The organism is Pantoea sp. SIMBA_079 (genome assembly GCF_046940275.1).
Classification (GTDB): domain Bacteria; phylum Pseudomonadota; class Gammaproteobacteria; order Enterobacterales; family Enterobacteriaceae; genus Pantoea; species Pantoea borealis.
Window position 1 is genome coordinate 77,073 of sequence record NZ_JAWRYR010000004.1, and the last position, 26,320, is coordinate 103,392.

At 55.6% G+C, this 26,320-nt stretch carries 28 protein-coding genes and 3 tRNA genes; 16 read left to right on the forward strand and 15 right to left on the reverse strand.

Features of this window, described 5'->3' with window-relative positions:
* Window positions 1-26 precede the first annotated feature (26 nt).
* From pdxY to anmK, 5 genes are all read right to left on the reverse strand, one after another.
* Window positions 27-887, reverse strand: coding sequence for a pyridoxal kinase PdxY (gene pdxY / locus SB719_RS07725; RefSeq protein ID WP_065649450.1), 861 nt, complete (start codon window positions 885-887; stop codon window positions 27-29).
* A gap of 54 nt (window positions 888-941) precedes the next feature.
* On the reverse strand, window positions 942-2,216 hold the full coding sequence (tyrS, locus tag SB719_RS07730; RefSeq protein WP_065649451.1) for a tyrosine--tRNA ligase: 1,275 nt from the start codon (window positions 2,214-2,216) through the stop codon (window positions 942-944).
* A 138-nt stretch (window positions 2,217-2,354) separates the two neighbouring features.
* Complete coding sequence (pdxH, locus tag SB719_RS07735; RefSeq protein WP_065649452.1) at window positions 2,355-3,011, reverse strand: pyridoxamine 5'-phosphate oxidase; 657 nt, start codon at window positions 3,009-3,011, stop codon at window positions 2,355-2,357.
* Window positions 3,012-3,030: 19 nt separating this feature from the next.
* A complete protein-coding gene (locus tag SB719_RS07740; protein WP_412159114.1) occupies window positions 3,031-3,360 on the reverse strand; it encodes an MliC family protein in 330 nt (109 codons plus the stop codon).
* Between the two features lie 9 nt (window positions 3,361-3,369).
* Window positions 3,370-4,491: an anhydro-N-acetylmuramic acid kinase gene (anmK, locus tag SB719_RS07745; RefSeq protein ID WP_412159153.1), complete on the reverse strand. Its 1,122-nt coding sequence runs from the start codon at window positions 4,489-4,491 to the stop codon at window positions 3,370-3,372.
* Between the two features lie 277 nt (window positions 4,492-4,768).
* Between anmK and slyB the strand changes: the two genes are divergently transcribed.
* Window positions 4,769-5,236 (forward strand): outer membrane lipoprotein SlyB, encoded by a 468-nt coding sequence (slyB, locus tag SB719_RS07750; RefSeq protein WP_314688861.1) that lies wholly within the window; start codon window positions 4,769-4,771, stop codon window positions 5,234-5,236.
* Between the two features lie 40 nt (window positions 5,237-5,276).
* Here slyB and slyA read toward each other — a convergent pair whose 3' ends face one another.
* From slyA to SB719_RS07775, 5 genes are all read right to left on the reverse strand, one after another.
* Window positions 5,277-5,714, reverse strand: a complete 438-nt coding sequence (gene slyA / locus SB719_RS07755; protein WP_039384157.1) for a transcriptional regulator SlyA — start codon at window positions 5,712-5,714, stop codon at window positions 5,277-5,279.
* Between the two features lie 197 nt (window positions 5,715-5,911).
* On the reverse strand, window positions 5,912-6,379 hold the full coding sequence (locus tag SB719_RS07760; protein ID WP_314688860.1) for a hypothetical protein: 468 nt from the start codon (window positions 6,377-6,379) through the stop codon (window positions 5,912-5,914).
* 127 nt (window positions 6,380-6,506) lie between these two features.
* Complete coding sequence (gene sodC / locus SB719_RS07765; protein WP_065649455.1) at window positions 6,507-7,025, reverse strand: superoxide dismutase family protein; 519 nt, start codon at window positions 7,023-7,025, stop codon at window positions 6,507-6,509.
* Window positions 7,026-7,106: 81 nt separating this feature from the next.
* Window positions 7,107-8,003, reverse strand: a complete 897-nt coding sequence (locus SB719_RS07770; RefSeq protein WP_292971654.1) for an aldo/keto reductase — start codon at window positions 8,001-8,003, stop codon at window positions 7,107-7,109.
* 63 nt (window positions 8,004-8,066) lie between these two features.
* Window positions 8,067-8,336 carry a DUF1289 domain-containing protein gene (locus SB719_RS07775; protein ID WP_075050744.1) on the reverse strand — a complete coding sequence of 90 codons (270 nt, stop codon included), beginning with the start codon at window positions 8,334-8,336 and terminating at the stop codon, window positions 8,067-8,069.
* 185 nt (window positions 8,337-8,521) lie between these two features.
* Between SB719_RS07775 and eptA the strand changes: the two genes are divergently transcribed.
* The 5 genes from eptA to rnt all read left to right on the forward strand — a co-directional run bounded on the left by eptA (window position 8,522) and on the right by rnt (window position 13,236).
* Complete coding sequence (gene eptA, locus SB719_RS07780; protein WP_293005761.1) at window positions 8,522-10,159, forward strand: phosphoethanolamine transferase EptA; 1,638 nt, start codon at window positions 8,522-8,524, stop codon at window positions 10,157-10,159.
* A 39-nt stretch (window positions 10,160-10,198) separates the two neighbouring features.
* Entirely contained in the window at window positions 10,199-10,801 is a 603-nt protein-coding gene (locus tag SB719_RS07785) for a TetR/AcrR family transcriptional regulator (protein WP_412159115.1), read from the forward strand.
* Window positions 10,802-10,843: 42 nt separating this feature from the next.
* The gene (locus SB719_RS07790; protein WP_292971661.1) at window positions 10,844-11,941 is read left to right on the forward strand and encodes an alkene reductase; all 1,098 of its coding nucleotides are present in this window, start codon (window positions 10,844-10,846) and stop codon (window positions 11,939-11,941) included.
* A gap of 95 nt (window positions 11,942-12,036) precedes the next feature.
* On the forward strand, window positions 12,037-12,444 hold the full coding sequence (gene gloA, locus SB719_RS07795; RefSeq protein ID WP_065649460.1) for a lactoylglutathione lyase: 408 nt from the start codon (window positions 12,037-12,039) through the stop codon (window positions 12,442-12,444).
* Between the two features lie 108 nt (window positions 12,445-12,552).
* Window positions 12,553-13,236 carry a ribonuclease T gene (gene rnt / locus SB719_RS07800; protein ID WP_065649461.1) on the forward strand — a complete coding sequence of 228 codons (684 nt, stop codon included), beginning with the start codon at window positions 12,553-12,555 and terminating at the stop codon, window positions 13,234-13,236.
* A 38-nt stretch (window positions 13,237-13,274) separates the two neighbouring features.
* Here rnt and SB719_RS07805 read toward each other — a convergent pair whose 3' ends face one another.
* Window positions 13,275-13,607 (reverse strand): Grx4 family monothiol glutaredoxin, encoded by a 333-nt coding sequence (locus tag SB719_RS07805; protein ID WP_412159116.1) that lies wholly within the window; start codon window positions 13,605-13,607, stop codon window positions 13,275-13,277.
* Between the two features lie 352 nt (window positions 13,608-13,959).
* Between SB719_RS07805 and SB719_RS07810 the strand changes: the two genes are divergently transcribed.
* Together SB719_RS07810 and purR are read left to right on the forward strand one after the other, a co-directional pair.
* Window positions 13,960-14,748: a C40 family peptidase gene (locus SB719_RS07810; protein ID WP_292971666.1), complete on the forward strand. Its 789-nt coding sequence runs from the start codon at window positions 13,960-13,962 to the stop codon at window positions 14,746-14,748.
* Between the two features lie 398 nt (window positions 14,749-15,146).
* Entirely contained in the window at window positions 15,147-16,172 is a 1,026-nt protein-coding gene (gene purR, locus SB719_RS07815) for an HTH-type transcriptional repressor PurR (RefSeq protein ID WP_314688884.1), read from the forward strand.
* On the opposite strand, the gene punR is transcribed toward purR, so the two are convergent.
* Window positions 16,169-17,080 carry a DNA-binding transcriptional activator PunR gene (punR, locus tag SB719_RS07820; RefSeq protein ID WP_065649465.1) on the reverse strand — a complete coding sequence of 304 codons (912 nt, stop codon included), beginning with the start codon at window positions 17,078-17,080 and terminating at the stop codon, window positions 16,169-16,171. The genes purR and punR overlap by 4 nt on opposite strands.
* A 109-nt stretch (window positions 17,081-17,189) precedes the next feature.
* Between punR and punC the strand changes: the two genes are divergently transcribed.
* Together punC and cfa are read left to right on the forward strand one after the other, a co-directional pair.
* A complete protein-coding gene (gene punC / locus SB719_RS07825) occupies window positions 17,190-18,383 on the forward strand; it encodes a purine nucleoside transporter PunC (protein ID WP_065649466.1) in 1,194 nt (397 codons plus the stop codon).
* Between the two features lie 274 nt (window positions 18,384-18,657).
* Window positions 18,658-19,806, forward strand: a complete 1,149-nt coding sequence (gene cfa / locus SB719_RS07830; protein ID WP_314688883.1) for a cyclopropane fatty acyl phospholipid synthase — start codon at window positions 18,658-18,660, stop codon at window positions 19,804-19,806.
* 34 nt (window positions 19,807-19,840) lie between these two features.
* On the opposite strand, the gene SB719_RS07835 is transcribed toward cfa, so the two are convergent.
* Window positions 19,841-20,497: a riboflavin synthase gene (locus SB719_RS07835; protein WP_065649468.1), complete on the reverse strand. Its 657-nt coding sequence runs from the start codon at window positions 20,495-20,497 to the stop codon at window positions 19,841-19,843.
* A gap of 193 nt (window positions 20,498-20,690) precedes the next feature.
* Between SB719_RS07835 and SB719_RS07840 the strand changes: the two genes are divergently transcribed.
* The 6 genes from SB719_RS07840 (at window position 20,691) to SB719_RS07865 (ending at window position 24,761) form a co-directional block, all read left to right on the forward strand.
* Window positions 20,691-22,064: an MATE family efflux transporter gene (locus tag SB719_RS07840; RefSeq protein ID WP_412159117.1), complete on the forward strand. Its 1,374-nt coding sequence runs from the start codon at window positions 20,691-20,693 to the stop codon at window positions 22,062-22,064.
* A 154-nt stretch (window positions 22,065-22,218) separates the two neighbouring features.
* Window positions 22,219-22,295, forward strand: a tRNA-Val gene (locus tag SB719_RS07845).
* 3 nt (window positions 22,296-22,298) lie between these two features.
* Window positions 22,299-22,375: transfer RNA gene (locus SB719_RS07850), tRNA-Val, on the forward strand.
* A gap of 14 nt (window positions 22,376-22,389) precedes the next feature.
* Window positions 22,390-22,466 (forward strand) — tRNA-Val (locus SB719_RS07855).
* Between the two features lie 343 nt (window positions 22,467-22,809).
* The gene (pykF, locus tag SB719_RS07860; RefSeq protein WP_065649470.1) at window positions 22,810-24,222 is read left to right on the forward strand and encodes a pyruvate kinase PykF; all 1,413 of its coding nucleotides are present in this window, start codon (window positions 22,810-22,812) and stop codon (window positions 24,220-24,222) included.
* Window positions 24,223-24,524: 302 nt separating this feature from the next.
* The gene (locus tag SB719_RS07865) at window positions 24,525-24,761 is read left to right on the forward strand and encodes a major outer membrane lipoprotein (RefSeq protein ID WP_039384115.1); all 237 of its coding nucleotides are present in this window, start codon (window positions 24,525-24,527) and stop codon (window positions 24,759-24,761) included.
* Between the two features lie 88 nt (window positions 24,762-24,849).
* On the opposite strand, the gene SB719_RS07870 is transcribed toward SB719_RS07865, so the two are convergent.
* Complete coding sequence (locus tag SB719_RS07870; RefSeq protein ID WP_065649471.1) at window positions 24,850-25,824, reverse strand: L,D-transpeptidase family protein; 975 nt, start codon at window positions 25,822-25,824, stop codon at window positions 24,850-24,852.
* A gap of 60 nt (window positions 25,825-25,884) precedes the next feature.
* The gene (gene sufE / locus SB719_RS07875; RefSeq protein WP_065649472.1) at window positions 25,885-26,301 is read right to left on the reverse strand and encodes a cysteine desulfuration protein SufE; all 417 of its coding nucleotides are present in this window, start codon (window positions 26,299-26,301) and stop codon (window positions 25,885-25,887) included.
* Window positions 26,302-26,320 lie beyond the last annotated feature (19 nt).

A 26,320-nucleotide genomic window follows, 5' to 3' on the forward strand; every position in this document is an offset into this window, starting at 1 on the left:
GGCGCGGTGACCGGCCTGCCGTACGATTACAGTTTTTCTGCCGCGAAATGCTGCTGCGGCTGCGCAATAGCGTCCTGTGCCGCGACCAGCTGCAGCTCATACTCTCCCATCTGGTGGGTTTTCAGCATCACTTCATATACCGCTGCAGTGACATGCTCCAGCGCCTGCTGCAGCGATTTACCGTGCAGCAGATCCACCAGCAGCAGACCGCTGGTCAGATCGCCCACGCCTACCGGCTGACGTACGCCAAAGTCCACCAGCGGGCGGCTGATATGCCAGCACTCATCAGCGGTAACCAGCAGCATCTCAAAGCGGTCGCTGCGCCGGCCGGCACGCGCCAGATGTTTGACCAGCACCACTTTCGGCCCCTGCGCAATCAGCAGACGCGCCGCATCCACTGCCTGATCAATATCAGCAACCGTCTGCCCGCTCAGCATTTCCAGCTCCAGCAGATTGGGGGCAATCAGATCGCTGGCGGGCAGCGCCTGTTTACAGTGAAACTCTGCCACACCCGGCGCCACGATACAGCCTTTCTCCGGATGCCCCATCACCGGATCGCAGAAAAACCAGGCGTCCGGGTTAGCGGCTTTAACTTCACGCACGATCGCCAGAATCTGCTCACCCTGCTCTGCCGACCCCAGATAACCGCTGAGTACGGCATCGCAGGTTTTCAGGCGATCGATGGCGGCAATGCCGTTGACAATCTCAGTCAGATGGCTGGCCGGCATGACCGTACCGGTCCAGTGACCATACTGAGTGTGATTGGAGAACTGAACGGTATTCAGCGGCCAAACGTTTGCGCCCATGCGGCGCATCGGGAACTCTGCCGCGCTATTACCGGCGTGGCCAAACACCACGTGAGACTGAATTGCGAGAATATTTTTCATTATAACCCTGTACTGCCTTGCCATGAAAAAGGGCCGGAAACCGGCCCTGACACCTTACTGCCAGTTTATCAGGCAGTAGTGTTTTTTGCCGCGACGCAGCAGCGTAAAGCGGCCAAACAGCTTGTCGCTGTCGCTGAAACGATACTCAGCATCCGACTGTTTCTCTCCGTTCACAGAGACCGCATTAGAGCCGATCATGGTACGGGCCTGACCGCGTGACGGCACCAGCTCAGCGGCAACCAGCGCCTGCTGCAGATCGTCTTCCGCGCTGAGCGCGATAACCGGCATGCCGTCCTGCGCCAGCTGCTCAAAGTCTGCTTCGGTCATGTCGCTCAGGCTGCCTGAAAACAGGCTTTCTGTGATGCGTCTGGCCGCAGCCAGTCCTGCATCGCCGTGTACCAGGCGCGTGACCTGCTCGGCCAGCACGTACTGAGCGCGCGGCGCTTTGCCGCTGTTTTTGTCTTCTTCTTCGAGCGCGTTGATCTCATCCAGGCTCATGAAGGTAAAGAACTTCAGGAAGCGGTAAACATCCGCGTCAGCGGTGTTGATCCAGAACTGATAGAACTTATAAGGACTGGTTTTTTTCGCGTCCAGCCAGACGGCGCCACCTTCGGTTTTACCGAACTTGGTGCCGTCTGATTTAGTAATAAGCGGTACGGTCAGACCAAAGGCCTGCTGCTGATGCAGACGACGTGTCAGGTCGATACCCGAGGTGATATTTCCCCACTGATCAGAGCCGCCAATCTGCAGCACCACGCCATAACGCTTATAAAGCTCGGCAAAATCGTAGCCCTGCAGCAGATTGTAAGAGAATTCAGTGTAAGAGATCCCCTGATCCTCACGATTCAGACGCTGTTTAACCGCTTCGCGGTTGATCATCTGATTAACAGAGAAATGCTTACCGATATCGCGCAGGAACGTCAGCACATTCATGCCGCCGAACCAGTCGTAGTTATTCGCGGCGATAGCGCTATTATCTCCGCAGTCAAAGCTGAGGAATGGGGCAACCTGGTTGCGGATTTTTTCCACCCACTCGCCTACGGTTTCACTGGTATTGAGCTTGCGTTCCGCTGCTTTAAAGCTGGGATCGCCAATCAGGCCGGTGGCTCCACCCACCAGCGCAACCGGCTTGTGTCCGGCATCCTGAAAACGCTTCAGGCAGAGCAGCGGCACCAGATGGCCCAAATGCAAGCTATCAGCGGTAGGGTCAAAGCCGCAATAGAGGGCAATTGGCCCTTGCGCCAGTCGCTCTGCTAACGCTTCTTCATCCGTTACCTGGGCCACAAGGCCCCGTTCCTGCAATTGTTGTATCAGGTTACTGCTGGTCATCACTGACTCCAAATTGATCGGGCTGCACCTGGGCTGGTACACAGCTTTCCGCTACGATGCGGAGACGAAAAAAAAGAGGGCTATAGCATAAAGCGCTGACGCTCACGGCGCCAGCGCTGAAACCGGGAAAAGCAGGTTTTACGGCGCTAACCGGTCAATCGTCCAGCCATTCTCACTGCGCTGATAGAGAAAACGATCGTGCAGCCGGTGTTCGCCGCCCTGCCAGAACTCCACGGCAGTAAACCGCACGCGGTATCCGCCCCAGAAAGTGGGCAGCGGGACGTCACCCTGCTGGAATTTCTGTTTGAGTTCCAGAAACTTGCTCTCCAGCACGCTACGCGCAGAGATGCGGCTCGACTGTTTTGAAACCCAGGCACCAATCTGGCTGTCGCGCGGCCGGCTATGGAAATATTTCATGACCTCCAGCGGCGAGAGTTTCTCTGCTTCGCCCAGCACCATCACCTGACGCTCCAGAAAGTGCCACGGCAGATGCAGTGAGATGCGCGGATTGTCTGCCAGCTGCAGCGCCTTCCGGCTACCGAGGTTGGTGTAAAAGATAAAGCCCTCAGCATCGTAGTGCTTGAGCAGTACAATGCGCTGATACGGCTGACCGCTGCTATCTACTGTCGCCACCGTCATGGCGGTGGGATCGGGCAGCTGCGCGGCACACGCCTGCTGCAGCCACTGTTCAAACAGGATCAGAGGATCCTCCGGCAAATCTTTGCGCCGCAGGCCGCCGCGGGTATATTCCCGGCGCAGATGGGCAATCTGTTGCAGGCTGTCGCTGTCGCTCATAGCGTCTCTCTTAACTCTCTTAAGACCGGTGGGTGTTTGCCGCATCCTGCAGTTCGCAGTCGTTGATAATCACTCTGTCATTGCGCTCAACAAAGGCGCTGGTGCCTTTCGACCAGAAAACATAGTGGCCGTCGCTGTAGCGCGTGCCGGATGCGGATACTGTCTGTTTCAGCGTCAGCGGTGTGCCGTCAAGAATAAAGCTGACCTGTTCTTTGCTGTTATCCAGCGTGACCGTCAGCGGCAGCGTACCGCACTGATAGTGCAGCGTTTCGGGCTGTGGCGCTGACTGCTGCAGCATACCGCAGCCGCTCAGTGCCAGGCAGCCCGCTGCCAGCATATATCTTTTCATTGCTTCTCCTTATCGTGTCGGCCGGCTGTTCGCCGGATAGATCGCGCCCAGCACGCTCATTTCACGCGCCCCGGTAACGGCAGGCAAATTGCCTGGCAGACCAGAAAGGGTTCTGAACGCCAGCCAGGCAAAGGCCAGCGCTTCCATATCATCCCCGCTGACGCCCGCAGCATCGGTAGGGGTAACTTCCGTGCCGGGAAGATGTGCCGCGAGCCGCGCCATGAGCAGCGGATTGCGGCCACCTCCGCCGCACACCAGCAGACGGTCGCAGCCGTTACTGAGCTGGATCTGCTGTGCAATTGTCAGCGCCGTCAGTTCGCTTAGCGTAGCCTGCACATCCTCCGGTGCCAGCGCCGGAAAAGCCTGCAGCTGACGCTCTATCCAGTCAGGATTAAAGTACTCCCGCCCGGTGCTTTTCGGTGGCAGCAGCGCAAACCAGGGATCGTTCAGCATCTGCTCCAGCAGCGCGGGCACGACCTGTCCGCTGGCGGCCCAGGCGCCGTTAAGATCGTAGCTTACCCCCTGATGACGCCAGATCCAGGCATCAATCAGCATATTGCCGGGTCCGGTATCAAAGCCCCGCACCGGCTGCCCCGGGATCAGCAGCGACAGGTTAGCGATGCCGCCAATATTCAGCACCATGCGGCGTTCACTGCTGTCCATGAGCAGCGCCTGATGAAACGCAGGCACCAGCGGCGCACCCTGGCCGCCCAGCGCCATATCACGCCGGCGAAAATCGCCGACTACGGTCACGCCGGTGGCGGCGACAATCTGGTTATTATCGCCAATCTGCAGCGTATTGGGGGCCGCGCTGCCGGGTTCATGCCAGACGGTCTGACCGTGGCAGCCTATTGCCACAATGTCCTCTGCTTCCAGCGCCTGCTGACGCATCAGGGTCACCACCGCTTCGGCAAACAGCTTACCCAGTGCGGTATCGAGCTGCCCGAGCTGCGATAGCGTCAGCGGCTGTCCCTGACATATAGCCAGTACCTGCTGGCGCAGGGCGGGCGGAAACGGGTGACAGTAGCTCGCCTGCTGCGCCACCATGTGACTATCGATAGCCGCCAGCACCACATCCACGCCATCCAGACTGGTGCCTGACATAACCCCTATATAGCGTCCTGACTTTATCACGATAGCTCCTCATTATCCGGCGGATGCCGGCGCCGGCATTCTGCTGATGCCGCCTCTCTAATACGATGATAACTTTCTGCTTTTCACTCTGCCATGCGCAGTACAGCAGAGCAGAAATATTTTTACCGGCTGATTGAATTTTTGTTGATGAGGCATACTCTATGCTGCAACGCTGGCACTGATTGTGCGGCATCGCATCCATGCGCCGCTTTCTGTCTTATACTCTGTGCAGAGCAGGATGAGAACATGGCGTTTTTTATAAAGGAGCTTTCTGATGATTAAGCGTTTCATAGCCGTGGCCCTTGCCGGTGTAATGCTGGCAGGCTGTGTCAGCAATGACACCCTTTCGGGCGATGTTTACAGCGCCAGTGAAGCCAAACAGGTCCAAAATGTGTCGTACGGTACGCTGGTATCAGTGCGCCCGGTTAAAATTCAGGGTGGCGATGACAGCAATGTGATTGGCGCCATTGGCGGTGCGGTGCTGGGCGGTTTCCTGGGTAACACTATCGGCGGCGGTGCGGGTCGCAGCCTGGCAACTGCGGGCGGTGCGGTACTGGGCGGCGTTGCGGGCCAGGGTGTACAGGGTGCCGTCAACAAATCCAACGGCGTTGAGCTGGAAATCCGCAAAGATGATGGAAATACCATCATGGTCGTGCAGAAGCAGGATGCCAGCCGTTATTCACCGGGACAGCGTGTCGTACTGGCCTCCAACGGCAGCCAGGTCACGGTTTCTCCGCGCTAACTCTGCTGCACAAAAAAACCGACGCCTGGCGTCGGTTTTTTTATTTTTCGCGATGCTGTAATTCCAGAATATTCTTCTCAAGTCGCGCAATCAGCGTGACCATTTGATTGATCTCTTCTGCGCTGATCCCGGCCAGAATATCGTCGCGGGTGGCATCAATAACATGCTCGACCTGCCCGATAATCGGTGCGGCTTCTTTGGTCAGCCGGATGCGCTTCGCCCGCCGATCGTTTGCGCAGGTGGAGCGGGTGATCAGTCCCTTCTCTTCCAGCTGATCCAGCGTGCGCACCAGCGAGGGCTGCTCAATACCGATCGCTTTAGCCAGCTGGATCTGCGACTGTTCTGGCGGAAGTTGATGAATATTATGCAAAGTCACCCAGTGGGTTTGGGTCAGCTCCAGCGGCTTCAGGCGCTGATCGATTAACGCGCGCCAGATGCGCACCAGGCGCGACAGGTCGGTTCCAAGCGGCGTATCCATTTCATCTCCTTATAATTAGCTTGCTAGCTATCAAGCCAGATTTTACACTATTTTGCGAGTTTAGAGGATAAAATACAAATAGCAGGCCAGGCCTCGGGCGGCTTCACCGGGGAATGATGCGGCTTAACGGCCTGCCCGGTCTCTGCTCGCTCGCGAAGCGTACGCTGTCCCAGCCGCAGCAGGCGCTGCCGGAGTCGTTACCGGCAATATTTTGCCCACTGGTTCTGAAAGTCGTTTTGCAGCTGCTCAAGCGCTTTACGATCTTCAAACCGGCTTTTGTCCTGTTCGGTTTCCGGCCTGATCACCAGTGCTTTTTCATCATAAGAGTAGATAAACCGACGGGTCAGTGTGGTTCCGGTAAAGCTGCGCCCCTGAATGGAGCCGCAAACCACCGGCATAGTCTGCGTATAGATTGCCGTATTAAGGAAGTTGGTTTCACTGGCGCTGCGCAACACGTTCTGGCAATGGTGCTTTTCCAGCTGCTGCACACTGCGCGCTGTCAGCCACTCCCGCCCGCGGGCAATATGCTCGCAGCTGGCGCGCAGCGGGCTGGTATCTATATTGCGCTGAAGCTGACGGCTGGCGTCGAGATGTAACTGTGTTTCCCTGGGTCGATCGCACCCTGCAAGTAACAGTGCCAGCAGCACTATCCCTAAGCTTTTCATTCCTGCCCCTGAGTGGTTCCCTCTGACTGTATCACTATGATAGAGCGGAATAATCGTCCTGAGTAGCATTAAACGTTGTCAGAATTTTATTGCAGCGGGCAGCCCTTTCTGCGCTGCCCGCCGTTGATCAGATTACGCCACAGGCGAGGCGCGCGCCTCCGCCTCCCAGCGGTTCAGGATGATCTGCATGATTATCACCGCCCACGTGGACCATCAGCGCTTTACCTTTGATATCACCAAGTGATTTAAGGCGCGGGGCGACAACCGGATAGCTGGCTTTGCCGTCATCTGTGACATACAGCGCCGGCAGATCGCCGAGGTGCCCGCTGGCATAAGGACCGAGGTGTTTGCCGCTATTCTGCGGATCCAGATGGCCGCCCGCTGCGCCGGCTGCCACGGTTTTCCCCTGTGACTCACCCGGCTCACAGCTGCCTTTGGCATGGACATGGAAGCCGTGAATACCCGGTTTCATTCCGGACAACGCCGGCGTAAATTGCAAACCGTAATCCGTTTCCGTAATCGTCACGTTGCCCACGGCCTCGCCGACCCCCTGTGCAGAAACCTGATGCAACGTGACCTCCTGAGAAGCGGCAAGTGCACCCGCCGAACAGGCCAGCGTCACAAGAGCAATAAGCGTTCTTTTCATAACGTCTCCTTACAATTGACAGACTGAGTAAGTCTGGACGCTTTTTGCCCGCGCTGCTGCAGTTTGACGAAGCTTTACGCTTCAGGGCACATCATAACCGAGCGCAGCTTTACGAATGCGGAACCACTGCTGGCGATTCAGCGTCAGCGCAGCCGCTTCTGCCGCCTGACCGATGCGGCCGGTTTTACCGGAACCAATGATTGGCAGTGGCCGGCTCGGCAGCATCATGATCCAGGCGTAAACCACCTGCTCAATCGTGGCCGCACCTGTCTCCTGCTGAACCTGACTCAGCTCATCGCGCAGCGGCTGATAATGCGGATCGCTGAACAGACGGCCACCGCCAAGGCAGGACCAGGCCATAGGACGCATGCGCGCCTGCTGGCACTGATCGAGCGTCCCGTCCAGCAGCGCCGTCTGCTCCAGCGGCGAGATCTCCAGCTGGTTAGTCACCAGCGTGAACGGCAGGCGCGACTGCAGCAGCGAAAATTGTGCTGGCGTAAAATTTGAGACGCCAAAATGGCGTACTTTACCGCTCTGATGCAGCTGCATAAACGCTTCCGCCACGTCATCGGCGTCCATCAGCGGATCGGGACGATGAATAAGCAGCAGATCGAGGTAGTCGGTTGCAAAATGCGAGAGTGAGTTTTCCGCGCTGCGAAGAATGTGACTGGCATCGGTGATGTAGTGGCCGATCTGATGCTCAGGTTTGGCCCGCGTTGCGATGCCACACTTGGTGACAATCTGCAGCTGCTCACGTAACTGTGGCGCCAGGCGCAGCGCGGCTCCAAACGCCGCTTCGCACTGATAATCGCCATAAATGTCCGCGTGATCGACCGTGGTCAGCCCCAGAGAGAGATGATACTCAATAAATGAGACCAGCTGCTGTGGTGTCATCCCCCACTCCATTAACCGCCAGTAGCCGACCACCAGAGGAGAGAACGCCGGCCCCTGAGGGGCGATAGCCTGTGGTTGTAACATAACAAAACTCCCTGCATTGAATGTTAAACAGGGAGTATAACGAATTGATGGCAGAATCAGCGCTTAAAACAGTGAAGGCTGCTGTGGATCCTGCCCCGCGTCCGGCTTTTGCTGACGCTGCAGACGCAGATAGCGCTGCCGGCACAGCCGCAGCACCTCGCGTTTTTGTGCATCGCTGAAGCGCATCCAGTTAAAGCGCTCTTCACGGCTTCGCAGACAGCCGCGACAGTAACCGCGGGCATCGGTCTGACAGATGCCGCGACAGGGGCTGGGTACCGGGAAAAATTCGAGTTGTTCAGCCACATCTGCCTCTGATTCACCGCTGGATAACATAGTGATAACAGTTTCCGCGTGAACTGCAAGTCGTGCCGCCAAAAGAAAACGGTTTAGCCCCGCTCTTCGTGCCGATCATTAAGTGTTATTTAACTTTAACAAAAGTTATCATCTGATGTGCGATTAAGGTTATCCTCAGATTTCTTCTCTACTGTGCGTCCATTCCGGCTTAATAACGAACCCCAATGAAATCTTCTATTAAGTTACATTGTCACGAAAACCAGTTTAATTTGCTGGCAGCTCTGCTGTTTGCCGTTGGTCTGAATGCGCTGTTTCTGCGCCAGGCGTGGAAAATCATCACCTATACCCGTCTGCATGACTACCTTTTTGCCGCCAGTATGCCAGTGGTGCTGACTGCTGCCTTTTATCTCCTGTTTTGCCTGTTTGCCTGGCCCTGGGTGCGTAAGCCGCTATTGAGCGTGCTGATACTGATCAGTGCAGCGGCCAGCTATTTTATGTTCAGCTTCGGGACCGTGATTGATACCAATATGGTGGCAAACGTTTTTGAATCCAGCGTGCAGGAGGCAAATGCGCTGATAAGCCCGCGCTGGCTTGTCTGGATGCTGCTGTCAGGAGTGCTGCCGGTGCTGCTTATCGCTGTTGTGCGCGTCAGGCGCAGTCAGCGCTGGTGGTGGAGCGTATTGCAGCGGCTGGCGGGTGCGCTGGGTGCGCTGCTGGTGATCCTGCTGATGGCTGCCCTGTTCTACAAAGATTACGCGTCACTCATCCGTAATAACAAAGGACTGGTAAAAATGATCACGCCAGCCAATGTGATCAGCGGTGCCGGTCATTATATCGATAAGCGCTACCTGCAGGGCAGCCAGGCGCTGATTAAAATCGGACAGGATGCGCACAAAGGCCCGCTGATCGCGCAGGCGGCTAAAAAAACGCTGGTTGTACTGGTTGTAGGGGAAACGGCACGTGCGGAGAACTTTTCGCTGGGCGGCTATGCGCGCCAGACTAACCCGGAACTGCAGAAACAGCAGGTGATTTACTATCCACATGCGACGTCGTGCGGCACCGAGACGGCGGTTTCTGTGCCCTGCATGTTCTCTGTTATGCCGCGCGAACATTACGATGCGGACCTGGCACATCACCAGGAGGGCGTGCTGGATGTGCTGGCTCACGCCGGAGTCAGCGTATTGTGGCGCGAGAATGATGGCGGCTGCAAAGGCGCATGCAACCGCGTGCCGCACACTGACATGACGCAGTGGTCGTTACCACAATATTGCCATAGCGGATTCTGCCTCGATGACGTGCTGCTGCACCGCTTCGATAATTACGTTGACAGTTTACATAACGACAGCGTAATTGTACTGCATCAGATGGGAAGTCACGGCCCGGCCTACTATCTGCGCTATCCGGCTGCGTTCCGCCGGTTCACCCCCACCTGTGACAGCAACCAGATTCAGGATTGCGATCCGCAGGCGCTGGTTAACACCTACGATAATACCCTGCTCTATACCGATAATATGCTGAGCCAGACTATCGACAAGCTAAAAGCGCTGAGCAACCGCTTTAATGTGGCGCTGGTTTATCTCTCCGATCATGGTGAATCGCTGGGCGAACACGGTATGTACCTGCACGGCGCGCCGTGGATGCTTGCCCCGTCACAGCAGACGCACATCCCGCTGCTGATGTGGTTCTCACCCGGCTACGCCAGCGCGTTTCATCTGGATGAGACCTGTCTGCGGCGGCAGGCCGCGACGCTGCCGGTCTCGCAGGATAACCTGTTTCATACGCTGCTGGGCCTGTTCGATATCCGGACACAGGTTTATCAGCCACAGCTGGATATGATCAAATCGTGCCAGCAAAAAAGCTGACGCTTGCATTAGACCGACTGGTCTACTAGGCTTCCAGCCATGAATAAAAGTGTGCAACGTAATGAAACCCGTGAACACCTGCTCGCTACCGGCGAGCAGGTTTGTCTGCAGCGCGGCTTTACCGGAATGGGCCTCAATGAAGTGCTCACGCTGGCGGCGGTGCCTAAAGGGTCTTTCTATTACTATTTCCGCTCCAAAGAAGCATTTGGCGTCGCGCTGCTGGAACGCTATTTCGTTAATTATCTGGAGCAGATTAATCAACAGCTCACGCTACCGTCCCTGCCCGCACGTCAGCGACTGCTGGCACATTTTTGCTCCGGTCAGCAGCTGTTTGCCGGGCAGGGACGCATTATGGGCTGCCTGGGCGTCAAGCTGTCGGCTGAGGTATGCGATCTCTCAGAACCGATGCGTGATGCACTGCAGCGCGGTGCCAGCGCCATTATAGCCGCTTACGCACACTGCCTGACAGAAGCGGCGGCTGAACAGCCGCTGTTATTTAATCAGACCCCGGCGCAGCTTGCACAGCGTTGCTACCTGCTCTGGCTGGGAGCGAGCCTGCAGAGCAAAATTTCCCGCGAACCAGACTCCATTAATCTGGCACTCAGCACTATCGAACAGTGGCTTAACGGCCCGCAATTTTAAAAACTGATATTTATAGACGACCGGTCTAATAGAGGAAGTAACATGGCGAGCAAACAGCTATTCTCCCCGCTGAAAGTGGGTGCAATTACCGTTCCTAATCGCGTATTTATGGCACCGCTGACGCGACTGCGCAGCATTGAACCGGGTGACATTCCTACGCCTATGATGGCTGAGTATTATCAGCAGCGCGCCGGAGCAGGCCTGATTATTACTGAGGCGACGCAGGTCTCTTTCCAGGCTAAAGGCTACGCGGGCGCACCGGGCCTGCATACGCAGCAGCAGATTGATGCATGGAAAATGATCAACGAAGGCATTCACGCTGCTCAGGGTCACGTTGCGGTCCAGCTGTGGCATACCGGCCGCATCTCGCATTACAGCGTGCAGCCAGAGGGCAATGCCCCGGTTGCGCCTTCTGCCCTGCCTGCCGGAACCCGCACCTCGCTGCGTGCCGCTGATGGCAGCGTTTATCGCGAAGAGACTTCAGTGCCGCGCGAACTGACCGTTGATGAAATCAAACAGATTGTGCAGGATTTCGGACAGGCCGCAGCCAATGCCCGCGAAGCTGACTTTGACCTGCTTGAACTGCACTCGGCGCACGGCTATCTGATGCACCAGTTCCTGTCGCCTGACTCGAACAAGCGCGACGATGAGTATGGCGGCTCGATTGAGAAGCGCGGCCGTTTTGCGCTGGAGGTGGTGGATGCAGCCATCGCAAACTGGTCTGCCGATCGCGTCGGGATCCGCGTTTCACCTGTCGGGGCGTTTCAGAACCTGGAAAATGGCCCGGATGAAGAAGAAGCGGCGCTCTGGTATATCAGCGAACTGGGCAAACGCGGCCTGGCTTATCTGCACCTTTCTGAGCCAGACTGGGCGGGTGGCAAGCCTTACACTGATGCGTTCCGTGAAAAAGTTCGCGCGGCTTTCCCTGGTGTGATTATCGGTGCCGGCGCCTATAGCGTGGAAAAAGCGGATGATCTGATTGCGCGCGGTCTGATTGATGCCGTGGCGTTTGGCCGCGACTTTATTGCCAATCCGGATCTGGTTGCACGCCTGCAGCAGGATGCTCCGCTTAATCCGCAGCGTCCGGAAAGTTTCTACGGCGGCGGTGCGGAAGGGTATATCGACTATCCGACACTGTAACTGACACCTGCCGCACAGCGATGCGGCAGCCCCGTTACCCGCTATACTTGCACTGTTTCTGCGTCAAAATCTGACTATTTCGAAAAGAGGATATTATGCGTTTACTTCACACCATGTTACGCGTTGGCGATCTGCAACGCTCAATTGACTTTTACACCCGCGTACTGGGTATGCGCGTGCTGCGTCAGAGTGAAAATGCAGAATATAAATATACGCTGGCCTTTGTTGGCTACACCGAAGAGAGCGAAGGTGCAGTCATTGAGCTGACCTATAACTGGGGCACAGAAAAATATGACCTCGGTAACGCTTATGGTCACATCGCACTGGGCGTAGACGATGTCGCAGCCACCTGCGAGCGCATCCGCAGTGCAGGCGGAAACGTAACCCGTGAAGCGGGTCCGGTGAAAGGTGGCAGTACCATCATTGCGTTTGTTGAAGATCCCGATGGCTATAAAATTGAGCTGATTGAAAACAAGCATGCCGGTCATGGTCTCGGTAACTGATGCCTGACGCCAGCCCGCAAATTTGCGGGCTGGTTTTTCTCATCTGCTGCACCCTCCCGCCTTTTTTGCCATAATGCGCGCTGCCCTTTTCACTGCTATGAGATCCTGATGTCTGAATCGAACGCCCAGAACGCCCTTAACCAACGCTTTCGCGGCTTTTATCCGGTAGTTATTGATGTCGAAACCGCCGGTTTTAATGCGCAGACGGATGCGCTGCTGGAGATTGCCGCCACGACCCTGAAAATGGATGAGGATGGCTGGCTGCAGCGTGACGAGACCCTGCATTTCCACATTGAACCCTTTGCAGGTGCCCTTCTTCATCCTGAAGCGCTGGCGTTTACCGGTATCGATCCTTCGAACCCGCTGCGCGGTGCAGTGAGCGAATATGAGGCGCTGCACGCCATCTTTAAACAGGTGCGTAAAGGCCTTAAAGAGAGTGGCTGCAACCGGGCGATTATTGTGGCGCACAATGCCAATTTTGATCACAGCTTCGTCACGGCGGCAGCTGAGCGTGCCAGCCTGAAACGTAACCCTTTCCATCCGTTTGCCACCTTTGATACGGCGGCGCTGAGCGGGCTGGTGCTGGGACAGACGGTACTGGCAAAAGCATGCAAGGCGGCAGGTATTGATTTTGACAGCACGCAGGCGCATTCGGCGCTGTATGATACAGAGCAGACGGCAATGCTGTTTTGTGAGCTGGTTAATCGGTGGAAGCGTCTGGGCGGCTGGCCGCTGGCGCTAAACGATGCTGAAGCTGAAGGTGACGAGCCCGGCGAAAGCGCGGCAGAGTAAGATAATGAAAAAGGCCGGCATAGCGCCGGCCTTTTGCTTTATTCCACTTCTTTGTGTTTCTCAGCGGTTTCTTTGATCAGCGGCTGAAGTTCACCACGCTGGAACATCTCAACGATGATGTCGCAGCCACCGACCAGCTCCCCATCCACCCACAGCTGCGGGAAGGTTGGCCAGTTAGCGTATTTTGGCATTTCAGCACGGATATCGGGATTCTGCAGAATATCGACATACGCGAAGCGTTCACCACAGGCAGAGAGCGCCTGCACAGCCTGAGCCGAGAAGCCGCAGCTTGGCAGTTTTGGCGATCCTTTCATATACAGCAGGATCGGATTTTCTGCGATCTGGCGCTGAATTTTTTCAACAGTACTCATTTTTGCCTTCCTTAATTCTTCACTTCGTGTTTGTTTATTGTAGCGACTTCGTCCCGTGACTGAAAACGGGAATTTGTCTCGTTGCAGCCTGAATCGCCATGTTTGTTAAGTTTGTTGCCCCAGGCGTATGACGAAGTGTGTATTAATACACGATTAGCAATAAACCTGCTGTGTTAAACACCTGAAACTGCTCATTTTTGCTACACAGCCACTACTATGAGCTATTTAATAAAAAAGACCTTACCTTTTGTAAAAAAAGTGGATTAGAATCAATCCGGCGCTGATCGCTGATCAGAATTTTCTAATATTGCCGCGGTCTGCTTCTGCAGCCTGCCGAACCTGTAACCGGACTATGCGTTTACTGATTACGCTTTTCATACTGGCTTTTGCTCAGCTGTTTTTTAACGTGGCCGCTGCTTCACCGCACAAGCCGGTTAACGCCAGCCTGCAGAAAGCGGAGAAAAAGAGCGCGCGCGATGATGAGCGCCGCAAACGACGCCCGGTTAAAACGTCGGCTAAAAAAACACGCGTCACGCCTGTACAAAAAGTTAAAACCAAAAAAAACCTCCCCGCAGAGCCTTCTGCCACTACACGCACCGCCCGCAAAAAAGGGGCTGCACCCTCTGCCGGTAAAAAATATGGTCATCAGCGTACCAGCCGGAAAACAGTGGCAGCAGAAGAGACCACCGATACGCTGACCGGTGTCAGGCTCAGTAAATCTCACCGCCTGCGCTATCAGAAAGCACGTGAAACCGCCATGACTAAACTCATGGGCCAGCTGGGCAAACCTTATCAGTGGGGTGGCACCTCTCCGCTTACCGGATTCGACTGCAGTGGTCTGGTCTGGTACGCCTACAAAGATCTGGTTCGTTTTAAACTGCCGCGTACGGCCAATGAAATGTATCATCTGCGCGACGCTGCCCCCATCAAGCGTGAAATGCTGGAGAAAGGCGATCTGGTGTTTTTCCGCATCAATAATCGCGGGACCGCCGATCATGTTGGCGTTTATCTGGGTAACGGCAAATTCATTCAGTCGCCGCGCACCGGCAAGGATATTCAGATCAGCGCGCTGGGTGAAGATTACTGGCAGAAACATTATGTTGGCGCACGCCGTATGATGACCCCTAAAACCATTCGCTAACGGTTGCGCAACACGCAGAACCGCACGGCGTAACGCATTCGCGCTTCACGCCGGCACAGCCGCAAGGTCACGGCAGTTATCAGCAGCCGCACTGCGCCTGAAGTCTCCGTTGCCGCTTTCTGCCTGCACCACACGCTTTCGTATCTATCGCCGGAATAGAATTATTTTCGCCTGGCCGCAGGTAAACATCTCGTTTTATGACCCTCACCTTGCTAGAATCGCCGCCTTTCGTTGCGCAACACCTTTTGCGCACGCTGCTGTCATTATCTGCCACGGTTAATTACTCGCCTTAAATCAGCCATTTTTATGCTGAAATCGGGCAGAAAACCCTGCGCAGACGCAAACGTTTAACACTATACTTATCATAAAGTTGCGATAGGTTTAAGAGGTCCATTTTCATGGCAACAATTAAAGATGTGGCAAAACGCGCTGGCGTATCAACGACCACGGTTTCGCACGTCATCAATAAAACGCGCTTTGTCGCTGAAGAGACGCGTAATGCCGTGTGGGAAGCAATTAAAGCGCTGCACTATTCTCCCAGCGCTGTCGCCCGCAGCCTGAAGGTCAATCACACTAAGACGCTGGGTCTGCTGGCAACCTCCAGTGAAGCCCCCTACTTTGCTGAAATTATTGAAGCAATTGAGAATCACTGCTTCGCTCAGGGCTATACGCTGATACTGGGCAATGCGCATAACGACTTACAAAAGCAGCGCGCCTATCTGTCGATGATGGCGCAAAAACGGGTCGATGGCCTGCTGGTGATGTGCTCTGAGTATCCGGACGATCTGCTTAAGATGCTGGAAGAGAATCGTAATATCCCGATGGTGGTGATGGACTGGGGCGCTTCACGCGGTGATTTTACTGATACCGTACAGGATAACGCATTCCAGGGCGGCTATCTGGCCGGTCGTTACCTGATCGAACGTGGTCATCGCGATATTGGCGCGATTCCGGGTCAGCTGGAGCGTAATACCGGCGGCGGACGGCACGCCGGCTTTTTACAGGCGATGCATGAAGCGGGTATCACGGTGCGTGCCGAGTGGATCGTACAGGGCGATTTTGAGCCTGAATCGGGTTATCAGGCGATGCAGCAGATCCTGAGCCAGAAGCAACGCCCTACCGCTGTGTTCTGCGGCGGCGATATCATGGCAATGGGCGCGATCTGCGCCGCCGATGAGATGGGCCTGCGCGTTCCGCAGGATATTTCGGTGATCGGCTATGACAATGTGCGCAATGCCCGCTACTTTACGCCGGCGCTGACGACGGTGCATCAGCCTAAAGCGCAGCTGGGCGAGAAAGCGCTGGAGATGCTGCTGGATCGCATCACCAGCAAACGCGAAGAGCCGCAAACGATTGAAGTTCAGCCCAGCCTGATTGAGCGTCGCTCTGTCGGGGACGGTCCGTTTCGCGACTATCGCCGCTAAGCGCGGCGTTCGCTGAGCCACTCATGGTTTAGCGTCTCAGCATCACCCAGGTAAGCCAGCAGCCACGTCAGTGCCGGTGATGCCCGCTGCCCGGCCCAGCTGACGCAGCAGGGGCTGTCCGGAAAAGGCTGCGGCAGGATCAGTTCTGCCAGCGCGCCGCTATCCAGTAGCGGTCGCGCCAGATGTCCCGGGATCATCCCCACGCACAGGCCAGCCTGCAGGCAGTCGATCCCGGTTTCCCACTCCGGCACCACCAGCCGGCGCTGATTATCCAGCGTCCATGTCATACGACGCGGGAGTGCGCGCGACGTATCCTCCAGCACCAGCGACGGCCATGCGCGCAGCGCCTCTTCATCAGGATGTGCGCTCTGCGCCAGCGGATGATCCGGACTGACCACGCAGCGCCAGTTAAGGGCACCCATATCCTGAAAAGCAAAGCGCCCGCCGACCGGGATCGCCTGCGTGGCACCAATGGCCACGTCAACCCGGCCATCGGCGAGCGCATCCCATACGCCGTTGAACACCTCATAGCTAATGATCAGCTCCATATCGGGAAAATGGCGATAGAAATCTTTAACCAGCTGGCGCGTGCGCTGCGGCTTAACAATGCAGTCTACGGCAATGCTGAGCTGGCCGCGCCAGCCGTTGGCCAGCTGCTGACACTGACGTCGCGTCGCCAGCATTTTTTTGATAACAGAGCGCCCTTCACGCACAAAATGCTCGCCTGCCGGCGTCAGGACCACCTCCCGATGCTGGCGTTCAAACAGCTCCACGGCAAGCCAGCTTTCCAGCTGCCTGATGGTATAGCTGATGGCAGAAGGCACGCGGTGCAGTTCCTGTGCCGCCGCGCTGAAACTTCCGGTGCGAGCCACGGCATCTGCCACCTCAAGCGCATATTCAGACCACATATTTTTTGCCTTCAAAAAATTTAATAGCACTCTGCAAATATTAGCGTTTCACAAAGCTGACTGCACCCTTTTACACTCCTTCGCGTTTCCCTGCCAAATGAGAAAAATAGTGATGTCTTCAAAAGGATTTCTGCCTTATCTGGCGCTGCTGAGCATGCTCGGCTTTCTTGCCACGGATATGTATCTGCCTGCATTCAGCGACATGCAGCGTGACTTTGCCACCGCACCGGGTGTTATCAGCGCCAGCCTGAGCCTGTTTCTGGCGGGCTTTGCCTGTGCGCAGGTAGGCTGGGGATTACTCTCTGACCGTATTGGCCGCAAACCGGTTCTCCTGGCTGGCCTGTCGATATTTGCCCTGAGCTGTCTGGCCATGTTGTGGGCAGACAACGTCTGGCTGATGCTGGCACTGCGTTTTATTCAGGCCGTGGGCGTGTGCGCCGCCGCCGTAAGCTGGCAGGCGCTGGTTATCGATCGCTACCCTAAAGCGCAGGCCAATAAAGTGTTTGCCACTATCATGCCGCTGGTTGCGCTCTCTCCCGCTCTGGCTCCGCTGCTGGGCGCCTGGCTGATGAGCCATTTTCACTGGCGTACTATCTTCCTGGTGCTGACGCTGATTACGCTGGTGCTGCTGGCAGGGACGCTTAAGCTCCGCTCGCCGCGAATTTCTCCTGCAGCGCGCGGCGATCAGCCTGGCTGGCTGGCGCTGCTGGCAACCCGCGCCTATAGCGGCAATGTCCTGATTTACTCCGCCTGCTCTGCCAGTTTTTTTGCCTGGCTGACAGGTTCACCCTTTATTCTGGCGGCGGCAGGCTTAACCCCGGCAGATATCGGGCTTAGCTATGTGCCGCAGACGATTGCCTTTCTGATTGGCGGTTTTGGCTGTCGTGCGCTGCTTAATCGTTTCCAGGGTGCGCAGCTGCTGCCGTGGCTGCTGCTGATTTACAGCCTGAGCATTGTGAGCCTGTTTGCGGTTGCGCTGCAGCCCGCCCCGTCGCTGTTTGCCCTGCTGCTGCCTTTCTGCGGTATGGCTCTGGCAAACGGCGCTATCTACCCGATTGTGGTTGCCAGCGCGCTGGCGCCGTTCCCGCATGCCAGCGGTAAAGCAGCGGGTTTACAGAATCTGCTGCAGCTTGGCTTATGCTTCCTTGCCAGTCTGATTGTCTCAGCGGGTTTGCAGCAGGCGCTTTATCACACTACGCTGGTAATGGTAAGTACGGTGGTTCTTGCCTGGGTGGGCTTCATCTGGCAGCGTGCGACAGTAAAATCCGCTGACATCCCCCATCCCTGCGAAGAGAACGCCTGAGCCGGCCTCGCGCTATTTTACCTGACAGTGACCCGCCCGCGCAGTCGCGCTGCGGGTCACTGGCTCGTCTGTCGGTCAAAACAATAAAAGCGCGTCCGGTATTTCCGGGACGGTGCCTGCGTGTGGCCAGACGACTGCGCCTCGCGCAAATCCGGACTATTCATACCTCTGTTAATGTGGTTTAGCTGCGCACGGCACGACCCTGCGTTCTTTCACAGACCTGATGCAGACCCTCCTGTTTCACAGGTCACGTTTACAAGGTGATGGAGAAGCTATGAGTTCATCATGTGCAGAAGCGGTAAGTCCCGAAGAGAATCCGTGGTTCCGTATCGTCCGGGAGTTACTTGAACAGGCAGATATTCGCGTTAATGGTTCACGACCGTGGGATATTCAGGTACATCACGCTGACTTTTTTAAGCGCGTACTGCAGGAAGGCTCCCTGGGTCTGGGCGAAAGTTACATGGATGGATGGTGGACGTGTGAACGACCGGATATGTTTTTTCATCGCGCGCTCAGGCATCATCTTGATCAGCAGCTGCCGCACCACTTCAAAGATACCCTGCGCATCGCCGCAGCCCGGATCACCAATCTGCAATCAAAAAAGCGCGCCTGGCAGGTTGGCAAAGCGCACTATGATCTGGGTAACGACCTCTTCCGCCTGATGCTCGACCCGTTTATGCAATACTCCTGCGGCTACTGGCATCATGCGGAAACGCTGGATGCGGCGCAGGAAGCAAAACTGGATCTGATCTGCCGCAAACTGCAGCTTGAACCCGGCATGTCTCTGCTGGATATCGGTTGTGGCTGGGGCGGGCTGGCGGAGTTTGCTGCCCGCCGCTACGGTGTCAGCGTATATGGCGTCACTATCTCTCAGGAGCAGCAGAAAATGGCACAGCAGCGCTGCGCCGGCCTGGACGTCACAATATTGCTGCAGGATTATCGCGATCTTGCACTACAGTTTGATCGCATTGTTTCCGTGGGCATGTTTGAACATGTCGGCCCGAAAAATTATGCGACTTACTTCAGAGTGGTGAATCGCAATCTGAAACCCGGTGGCCTTTTTCTGCTGCATACCATCGGGGCGGTCAGGACCGATATGCGCGTAGATCCGTGGATCGATAAATATATTTTCCCGAACGGCTGCCTGCCCTCCGTGCGACAGATAGCGGACGCCAGTGAGCCTTATTTTATCATGGAGGACTGGCACAACTTCGGGACCGATTATGACACCACGCTGATGGCGTGGCATACGCGTTTCCAGGACGCGTGGCCGCAGCTCTCTGCCCGCTACGATGAGCGCTTCAGGCGGATGTTCAGCTATTACCTTAACGCGTGTGCTGGCGCCTTTCGCGCCCGGGACATTCAGCTGTGGCAGGTTGTGTTCAGTCACGGCTATGAAGGCGGGCTGCGCGTGGCGCGCTAGATGAAAAAGGCGCATGGCGCGCCTTTTACAAAGGTTATTCTGCCGCACCGCCCGGTGAGGTTGCCGCAGCAATCAGGTCTGCTTCACGCTGCGCCATAACGCGTTCAACGGTATCCACAATTGCCTGCGTCTGGGGATCGATTTCGATATTGACCTTATGCCCCAGCTTTTTGCTTCCCAGCGTGGTGCGCTCCAGCGTTTCCGGGATCAGGTGAACGCAGAATTTGGTTTTTGTCACATCGCCGACCGTCAGGCTGATGCCATCAATACCGATATAACCTTTACGCAGAATATATTTTATCTGCCCGGCATCCTGCGGTCTGAACCAGACTTCACGGTTATTTTCCGACTGAATAATTTTGCAGATTTCCGCAGTGGTCATAATATGACCCGACATCAGGTGCCCGCCAATTTCATCACTGAACTTAGCCGCACGCTCGATATTGACTTTGTCACCCACCTGCAGCGCGCCCAGATTAGTAATGCGCAGCGTCTCTTTAATCAGATCAAAACTGACCCGATCGCCTTCGATGGCCGTTACGGTCAGGCAGCAGCCGTTGTGCGCCACAGACGCGCCCAGCTCCAGCCCTGGCAGCAGAGCTGCATCAAGACGAACAGTATGAGTGCGAAACAGCTCTTTCTCTTCAATGGCGACAATTTCCGCCACACCCTGCACGATACCCGTAAACATAACTATCCTCTCCACGCGTTTGTCTTAGCTTATCACAGCCTGCCAGCACAACTTAATTTGCGCATGCGCAATGGTTGCATAAAAGACAAATAAATTTGTTATCATCGTTTGTTCCGCATGCAGGCTCTGGCTACACTGAGCGCGCATTCGCCGGGAATAGTCTCCCGCTCTCTCTTAATTAAACAGGTGATACGTGCAGAAGTATTTAACAGAAGCGCGTCAGCTGCTGACCCTCGCAATCCCGGTGATCCTCGCTCAGGTAGCCCAGACTGCGATGGGATTTGTAGATACCGTTATGGCCGGTGCGGTAAGCGCCACGGATATGGCCGCCGTTGCTGTTGGCACCTCTATCTGGCTTCCCGCCATTCTTTTTGGTCACGGTCTGCTACTGGCACTGACGCCTGCCGTTGCGCAACTCAACGGGTCCGGACGACGTGAACGCATTGCTGAGCAGGTGCGCCAGGGCTACTGGCTGGCGCTGGCCGTGGCGCTTGTGATTATGGTTGTGCTATGGAACGCGGGCTATCTTATCCGCGCCATGCATGATATTGACGCCAGTCTGGCGATAAAAGCGGAAGGTTACCTGCATGCGCTGCTATGGGGCGCGCCGGGCTATCTTTTTTTCCAGGTGGCACGTAACCAGTGCGACGGCCTGTCTAAAACCAAACCCGCCATGCTGCTGGGCTTTCTCGGGCTGCTGACCAATATCCCGCTGAACTACATTTTTATCTATGGCCATTTTGGTATGCCGCGTCTCGGCGGCGTGGGATGCGGTGTGGCCACCGCCTCAGTCTACTGGGTGATGTTCCTGGTTATGCGCTTCTGGCTCCAGCGGATGCCGGCGATGCGCGATATTCGCATGGCCTCCCGCTGGTCAGCGCCCTCGCGTGCCATTCTCATGCGGCTGTTTTCGCTGGGGTTACCGGTAGCGCTGGCGCTGTTTTTTGAGGTCACGCTGTTTGCCGTGGTGGCGCTGCTGGTGTCACCGCTGGGCATTGTGAATGTTGCAGGGCACCAGATTGCGCTCAATTTCAGCTCACTGATGTTTGTGCTGCCGCTGTCGCTGGGTGTGGCCACCACGATTCGCGTGGGTTACCGGCTGGGCGAAGGCTCTGCAGAAGGCGCACGCACCGCCGCCTGGACCGGTCAGGGCGTGGGCCTTGCCATGGCGGCGTGCACTGCTCTGTTTACCGTCACGTTTCGTCACGATATCGCCGCGCTTTATACGGCAAATCCTGCGGTCATAACGCTGGCAGCCCAGCTGATGATGCTGGCAGCGATCTATCAGTTCTCCGATTCTATTCAGGTTATCGGCAGCGGGATCCTGCGCGGCTATAAAGATACCCGATCAATCTTTTTCATTACGCTGATTGCTTACTGGGTTTTGGGACTGCCGGCAGGCTATGTTCTGGCGCTGACTGACTGGATTGTACCGGCGCTGGGCCCGGCCGGATTCTGGTGCGGTTTTATTGTGGGTCTGACCACTGCCGCAGCGATGATGATCTGGCGTATTCGTCGTATGCAGCGCCTCCCTGCAGACGTTATTCTGGCGCGCGCGGCGCGCTAAGTGGCTGAGCGGGCGTTTATCTGGCCCGCAATGCTGAAAAAAGCGACGCTTCGCACAGATGCTGGTCAGTCGTCCGGATTTTCTGTTTTTTTCCCTTGCCAGGTTTCCGGTGTACCGTTAATATTCGTCCCCGCTGTCGCCCTGACAGCGTGTTGCGCTCTTAGCTCAGTTGGTTAGAGCACCACCTTGACATGGTGGGGGTCGATGGTTCGAGTCCATTAGAGCGCACCAAGTGCGTCCGTAGCTCAGTTGGTTAGAGCACCACCTTGACATGGTGGGGGTCGGTGGTTCGAGTCCACTCGGACGCACCAGTTTGCTGTATTGCGCGCTCTTAGCTCAGTTGGTTAGAGCACCACCTTGACATGGTGGGGGTCGATGGTTCGAGTCCATTAGAGCGCACCACTTCGCTGTTTTCTCTTCTTGCGCAACGTCGTTTTCCTTGATCCAGGTCGATATCCCTCGCTGCTTTTATATTGGTTTTCGCATACTTAGCGATTATACTATGGCACGTTGTTTCACCTGAAAGGTTTCAGCGCTGACGTGCCTATGCCATCAATGTCTCTGATTTGCGCAACGCCGCTCTGCCGGCCTGCCTCTGCAACGCATAACTTCCCTGCACGCTCAGTTCCTGTCACCTATTCTTACTTCTGTATTATCCGTAGCCACAATCGTCACATTTTCGCTTCGGTGCTCCGCGCATCGGATACCGACCTTTATCATCCATCACAACATACAGATATCTGACATGAAAAAGACCAAGATTGTTTGTACTATCGGGCCGAAAACCGAATCAGAAGAGATGCTGACCCAGCTGCTGGAAGCCGGCATGAACGTTATGCGTCTCAATTTCTCGCACGGTGATTACGCCGAACATGGTCAGCGCATCGCAAATATGCGTGCCGTCATGGAAAAAACAGGGCATCAGGCCGCGATTCTGCTGGACACCAAAGGACCGGAAATCCGCACCATGAAGCTGGAGGGTGGCAACGACGTTTCACTCAAAGCGGGCCAGACCTTTACCTTTACAACCGATCAGTCTGTGATTGGTAACCATGAGCGTGTCGCTGTTACCTATGGCGGTTTTACTGAAGATCTGAAAATTGGTAACACGGTTCTGGTCGATGATGGCCTGATCGGTATGACCGTTACCGAAGTCACGGAAAACAGCGTGGTGTGTGAAGTGCTGAATAACGGCGACCTCGGTGAAAACAAAGGCGTTAACCTGCCGGGCGTTTCCATTCAGCTGCCTGCGCTGGCTGAGAAAGATAAGCGCGATCTGATTTTTGGCTGTGAGCAGGGTGTGGACTTCGTCGCCGCATCGTTTATTCGTAAACGCTCTGACGTACTGGAGATCCGCGAGCATCTGAAAGCGCACGGCGGCGAGAACATTCAGATCATCTCTAAAATCGAGAACCAGGAAGGCCTGAACAACTTCGATGAAATTCTCGAAGCCTCTGATGGCATTATGGTTGCGCGCGGCGATCTGGGCGTAGAGATACCGGTTGAAGAGGTTATCTTCGCGCAGAAGATGATGATCAAAAAGTGCAACAAAGCCCGTAAAGTGGTCATCACTGCTACGCAGATGCTCGACTCCATGATCAAAAATCCGCGCCCTACCCGTGCTGAAGCGGGCGACGTGGCTAACGCCATTCTTGACGGTACTGACGCCGTGATGCTGTCAGGTGAAAGCGCCAAAGGTCGCTACCCGCTGGAGTCGGTCACTATCATGGCGACCATCTGCGAGCGTACCGACCGCGTGATGAAGTCACGCATCGATGAGCTGAAAGACTCACGCAAGCTGCGCATTACGGAGGCTGTCTGCCGGGGTGCCGTTGAGACCGCAGAGAAACTGGAGGCACCGCTGATTGTTGTAGCCACAGAAGGCGGAAAATCAGCGAAATCAGTACGTAAGTACTTCCCTGATGCAACCATTCTTGCGCTGACAACCAACCAGACTACGGCACGTCAGCTGATCCTGAGCAAAGGTATTGAGACGCGTCTGGTCGCCCGCATTGAATCAACCGATGATTTCTATCGCATTGGCAAAGAGCTGGCGCTGGAAAGCGGTTATGCGCAGAAAGGTGATGTGGTCGTGATGGTTTCCGGTGCGCTGGTACCAAGCGGAACTACTAACACCGCTTCCGTGCATGTGATTTGATTTAACGTCACACTTTATTTAAACAAGCGCCTTAACCGGCGCTTTTTTTATTCCATCGCTAATCTAAAACCAGAAAAATTCAAATCGAAAATAACTATTCAATATGTTGTGTAATTAAGGTTAATCCGATTAAATCTCTCTGTTTTCGCTAAATATTTTCATCATATTCTGCCAGATGCTGCTTCTTTGAGCGAACGATCAAATTTAAGCATGTTCCCATCAAAAATTTATTCTCAACTTAAAAAGCTTTGTGCAATACTTGTAACGCTACATGGAGATTAACTTAATCTAGAGGGTATAAAATGAAACGTACTAAACTGGTACTGGGCGCGGTAATCCTGGGTTCAACTCTGCTGGCTGGTTGCTCAAGCAACGCTAAAATCGACCAGCTGTCTTCAGACGTTCAGACTCTGAACGCTAAAGTTGACCAGCTGAGCAACGACGTGAACGCAGTGCGTTCTGACGTTCAGGCTGCTAAAGATGACGCAGCTCGCGCTAACCAGCGTCTGGACAACCAGGCTCACTCTTACCGTAAGTAAGAGTTCTGGTTTGAAAAATGGTGCCCTGGTGGCACCATTTTTTTTGTCCGGATCCCAGCACCCGGTGGCGCTGTCTGGCCGGTTGACGTCAGCCCTGTGGATCCGCGACAACCTGATCTGCCGTCTCTCCGGAGACCGGTTCCCCACTGCTGACCAGCACCGGCATACCCGAACGCCGCGTCATCGCCTCCTCAATCAGCGCACTGTCACTTTTTGCACTGCGGCTAAAAGCCTTCAGGGCGGTGCTGCGCACCAGTGGCTGCGTCTGCGGATCATCTTTTTCGCTGCGTGATAGCGGCTGATGAACCTCAATATAGCGTTTACCGTCTGGTTCGATAGCGTATTTCACCGGCTGATTAACAATCTGAACGCGCGTGCCTGCCGGTACGCTGTTAAACAGCGCTTCAATGTCTGCGGGACGCAGGCGAATACAGCCGGAGCTGACACGCATGCCAATGCCAAAGTCGGCGTTGGTACCGTGGATCAGGTAGTGCCCCTTGCCGTGCGCCAGACGCAGCGCGAACAGCCCCATCGGATTATCGGGACCGGCCGGGACAGTTACCGGCAGCGTAACGCCCTCTTTCGCATAACGCTTGCGAATATTTGGCGTCGGTGTCCAGGTAGGATTAGGGATTTTCTGGCTGATACGCGTCACCATATCGGGCGTCGCAGCACCCAGCTGGCCGATGCCTATCGGGTACACCACCACGCGGTTTTCGCCAGGCGGATAGTAGTAGAGGCGCAGCTCGGCCAGGTTAACCACAATCCCTTTGCGCGGCGCATCCGGCAACAGCATCTGCAGCGGCACGGTGATCTGCGTGCCTGCCGCCGGCAGCCAGGGGTCAACACCAGGGTTTGCTTCCAGCAGGGCGAGCAGCCCCGTGCTGTAGCGCGCTGCTACGCTCTCCAGCGGCTGTTTATTATCAGAGATAGTGGTCAGAACGTTTTCGCCGATCAGGCGGCTGTCGTCGGCAGGGAGAGGATATTCAGTAGCCATTGAAGGTGCAGAGAGTCCGAAGCAGGACAGCAGCAGTGCACCAGCTAAACGTAACGCAGGTTTCATGCAGGTTTCTCTTTCTGGATGGAAAAGACCCCGGCTGAACCGGGGTCTGAAGAGTGTACCTTAGCAGAGCTGCTGAGCGTTATGACGGATAGCGCGGATCATCGCTTCCAGCCCCTGAGAGCGCGTCGGCGTCAGGTGCTGAGTCAGCGCCAGTTCCGCAAACCAGTGGCGCACATCCAGGTCGAGGATCTCCTGCGCTTTCAGCCCCTGATACAGACTAAACACGACTGCGATCAATCCCTTAACAATAGCTGCATCGCTGTCTCCCTCAAACGCCATCGACCCGTCCGCCTGTGGCGTCATACGGATCCAGACCTGACTCTGACAGCCTGAAATGACATACTCTGGCTGATGCAGGCTTTCAGAGGATTCTGGTAATTTTGCACCCAGCTCGATGATGTAAAGGTACTTCTCTTCCCAGTTAGCGCAACGATTAAAGTTACGCACCAGCTTCTCTTTTTCCGGCAGGTTCGCCATCTGTTACTCCTGAAATCTG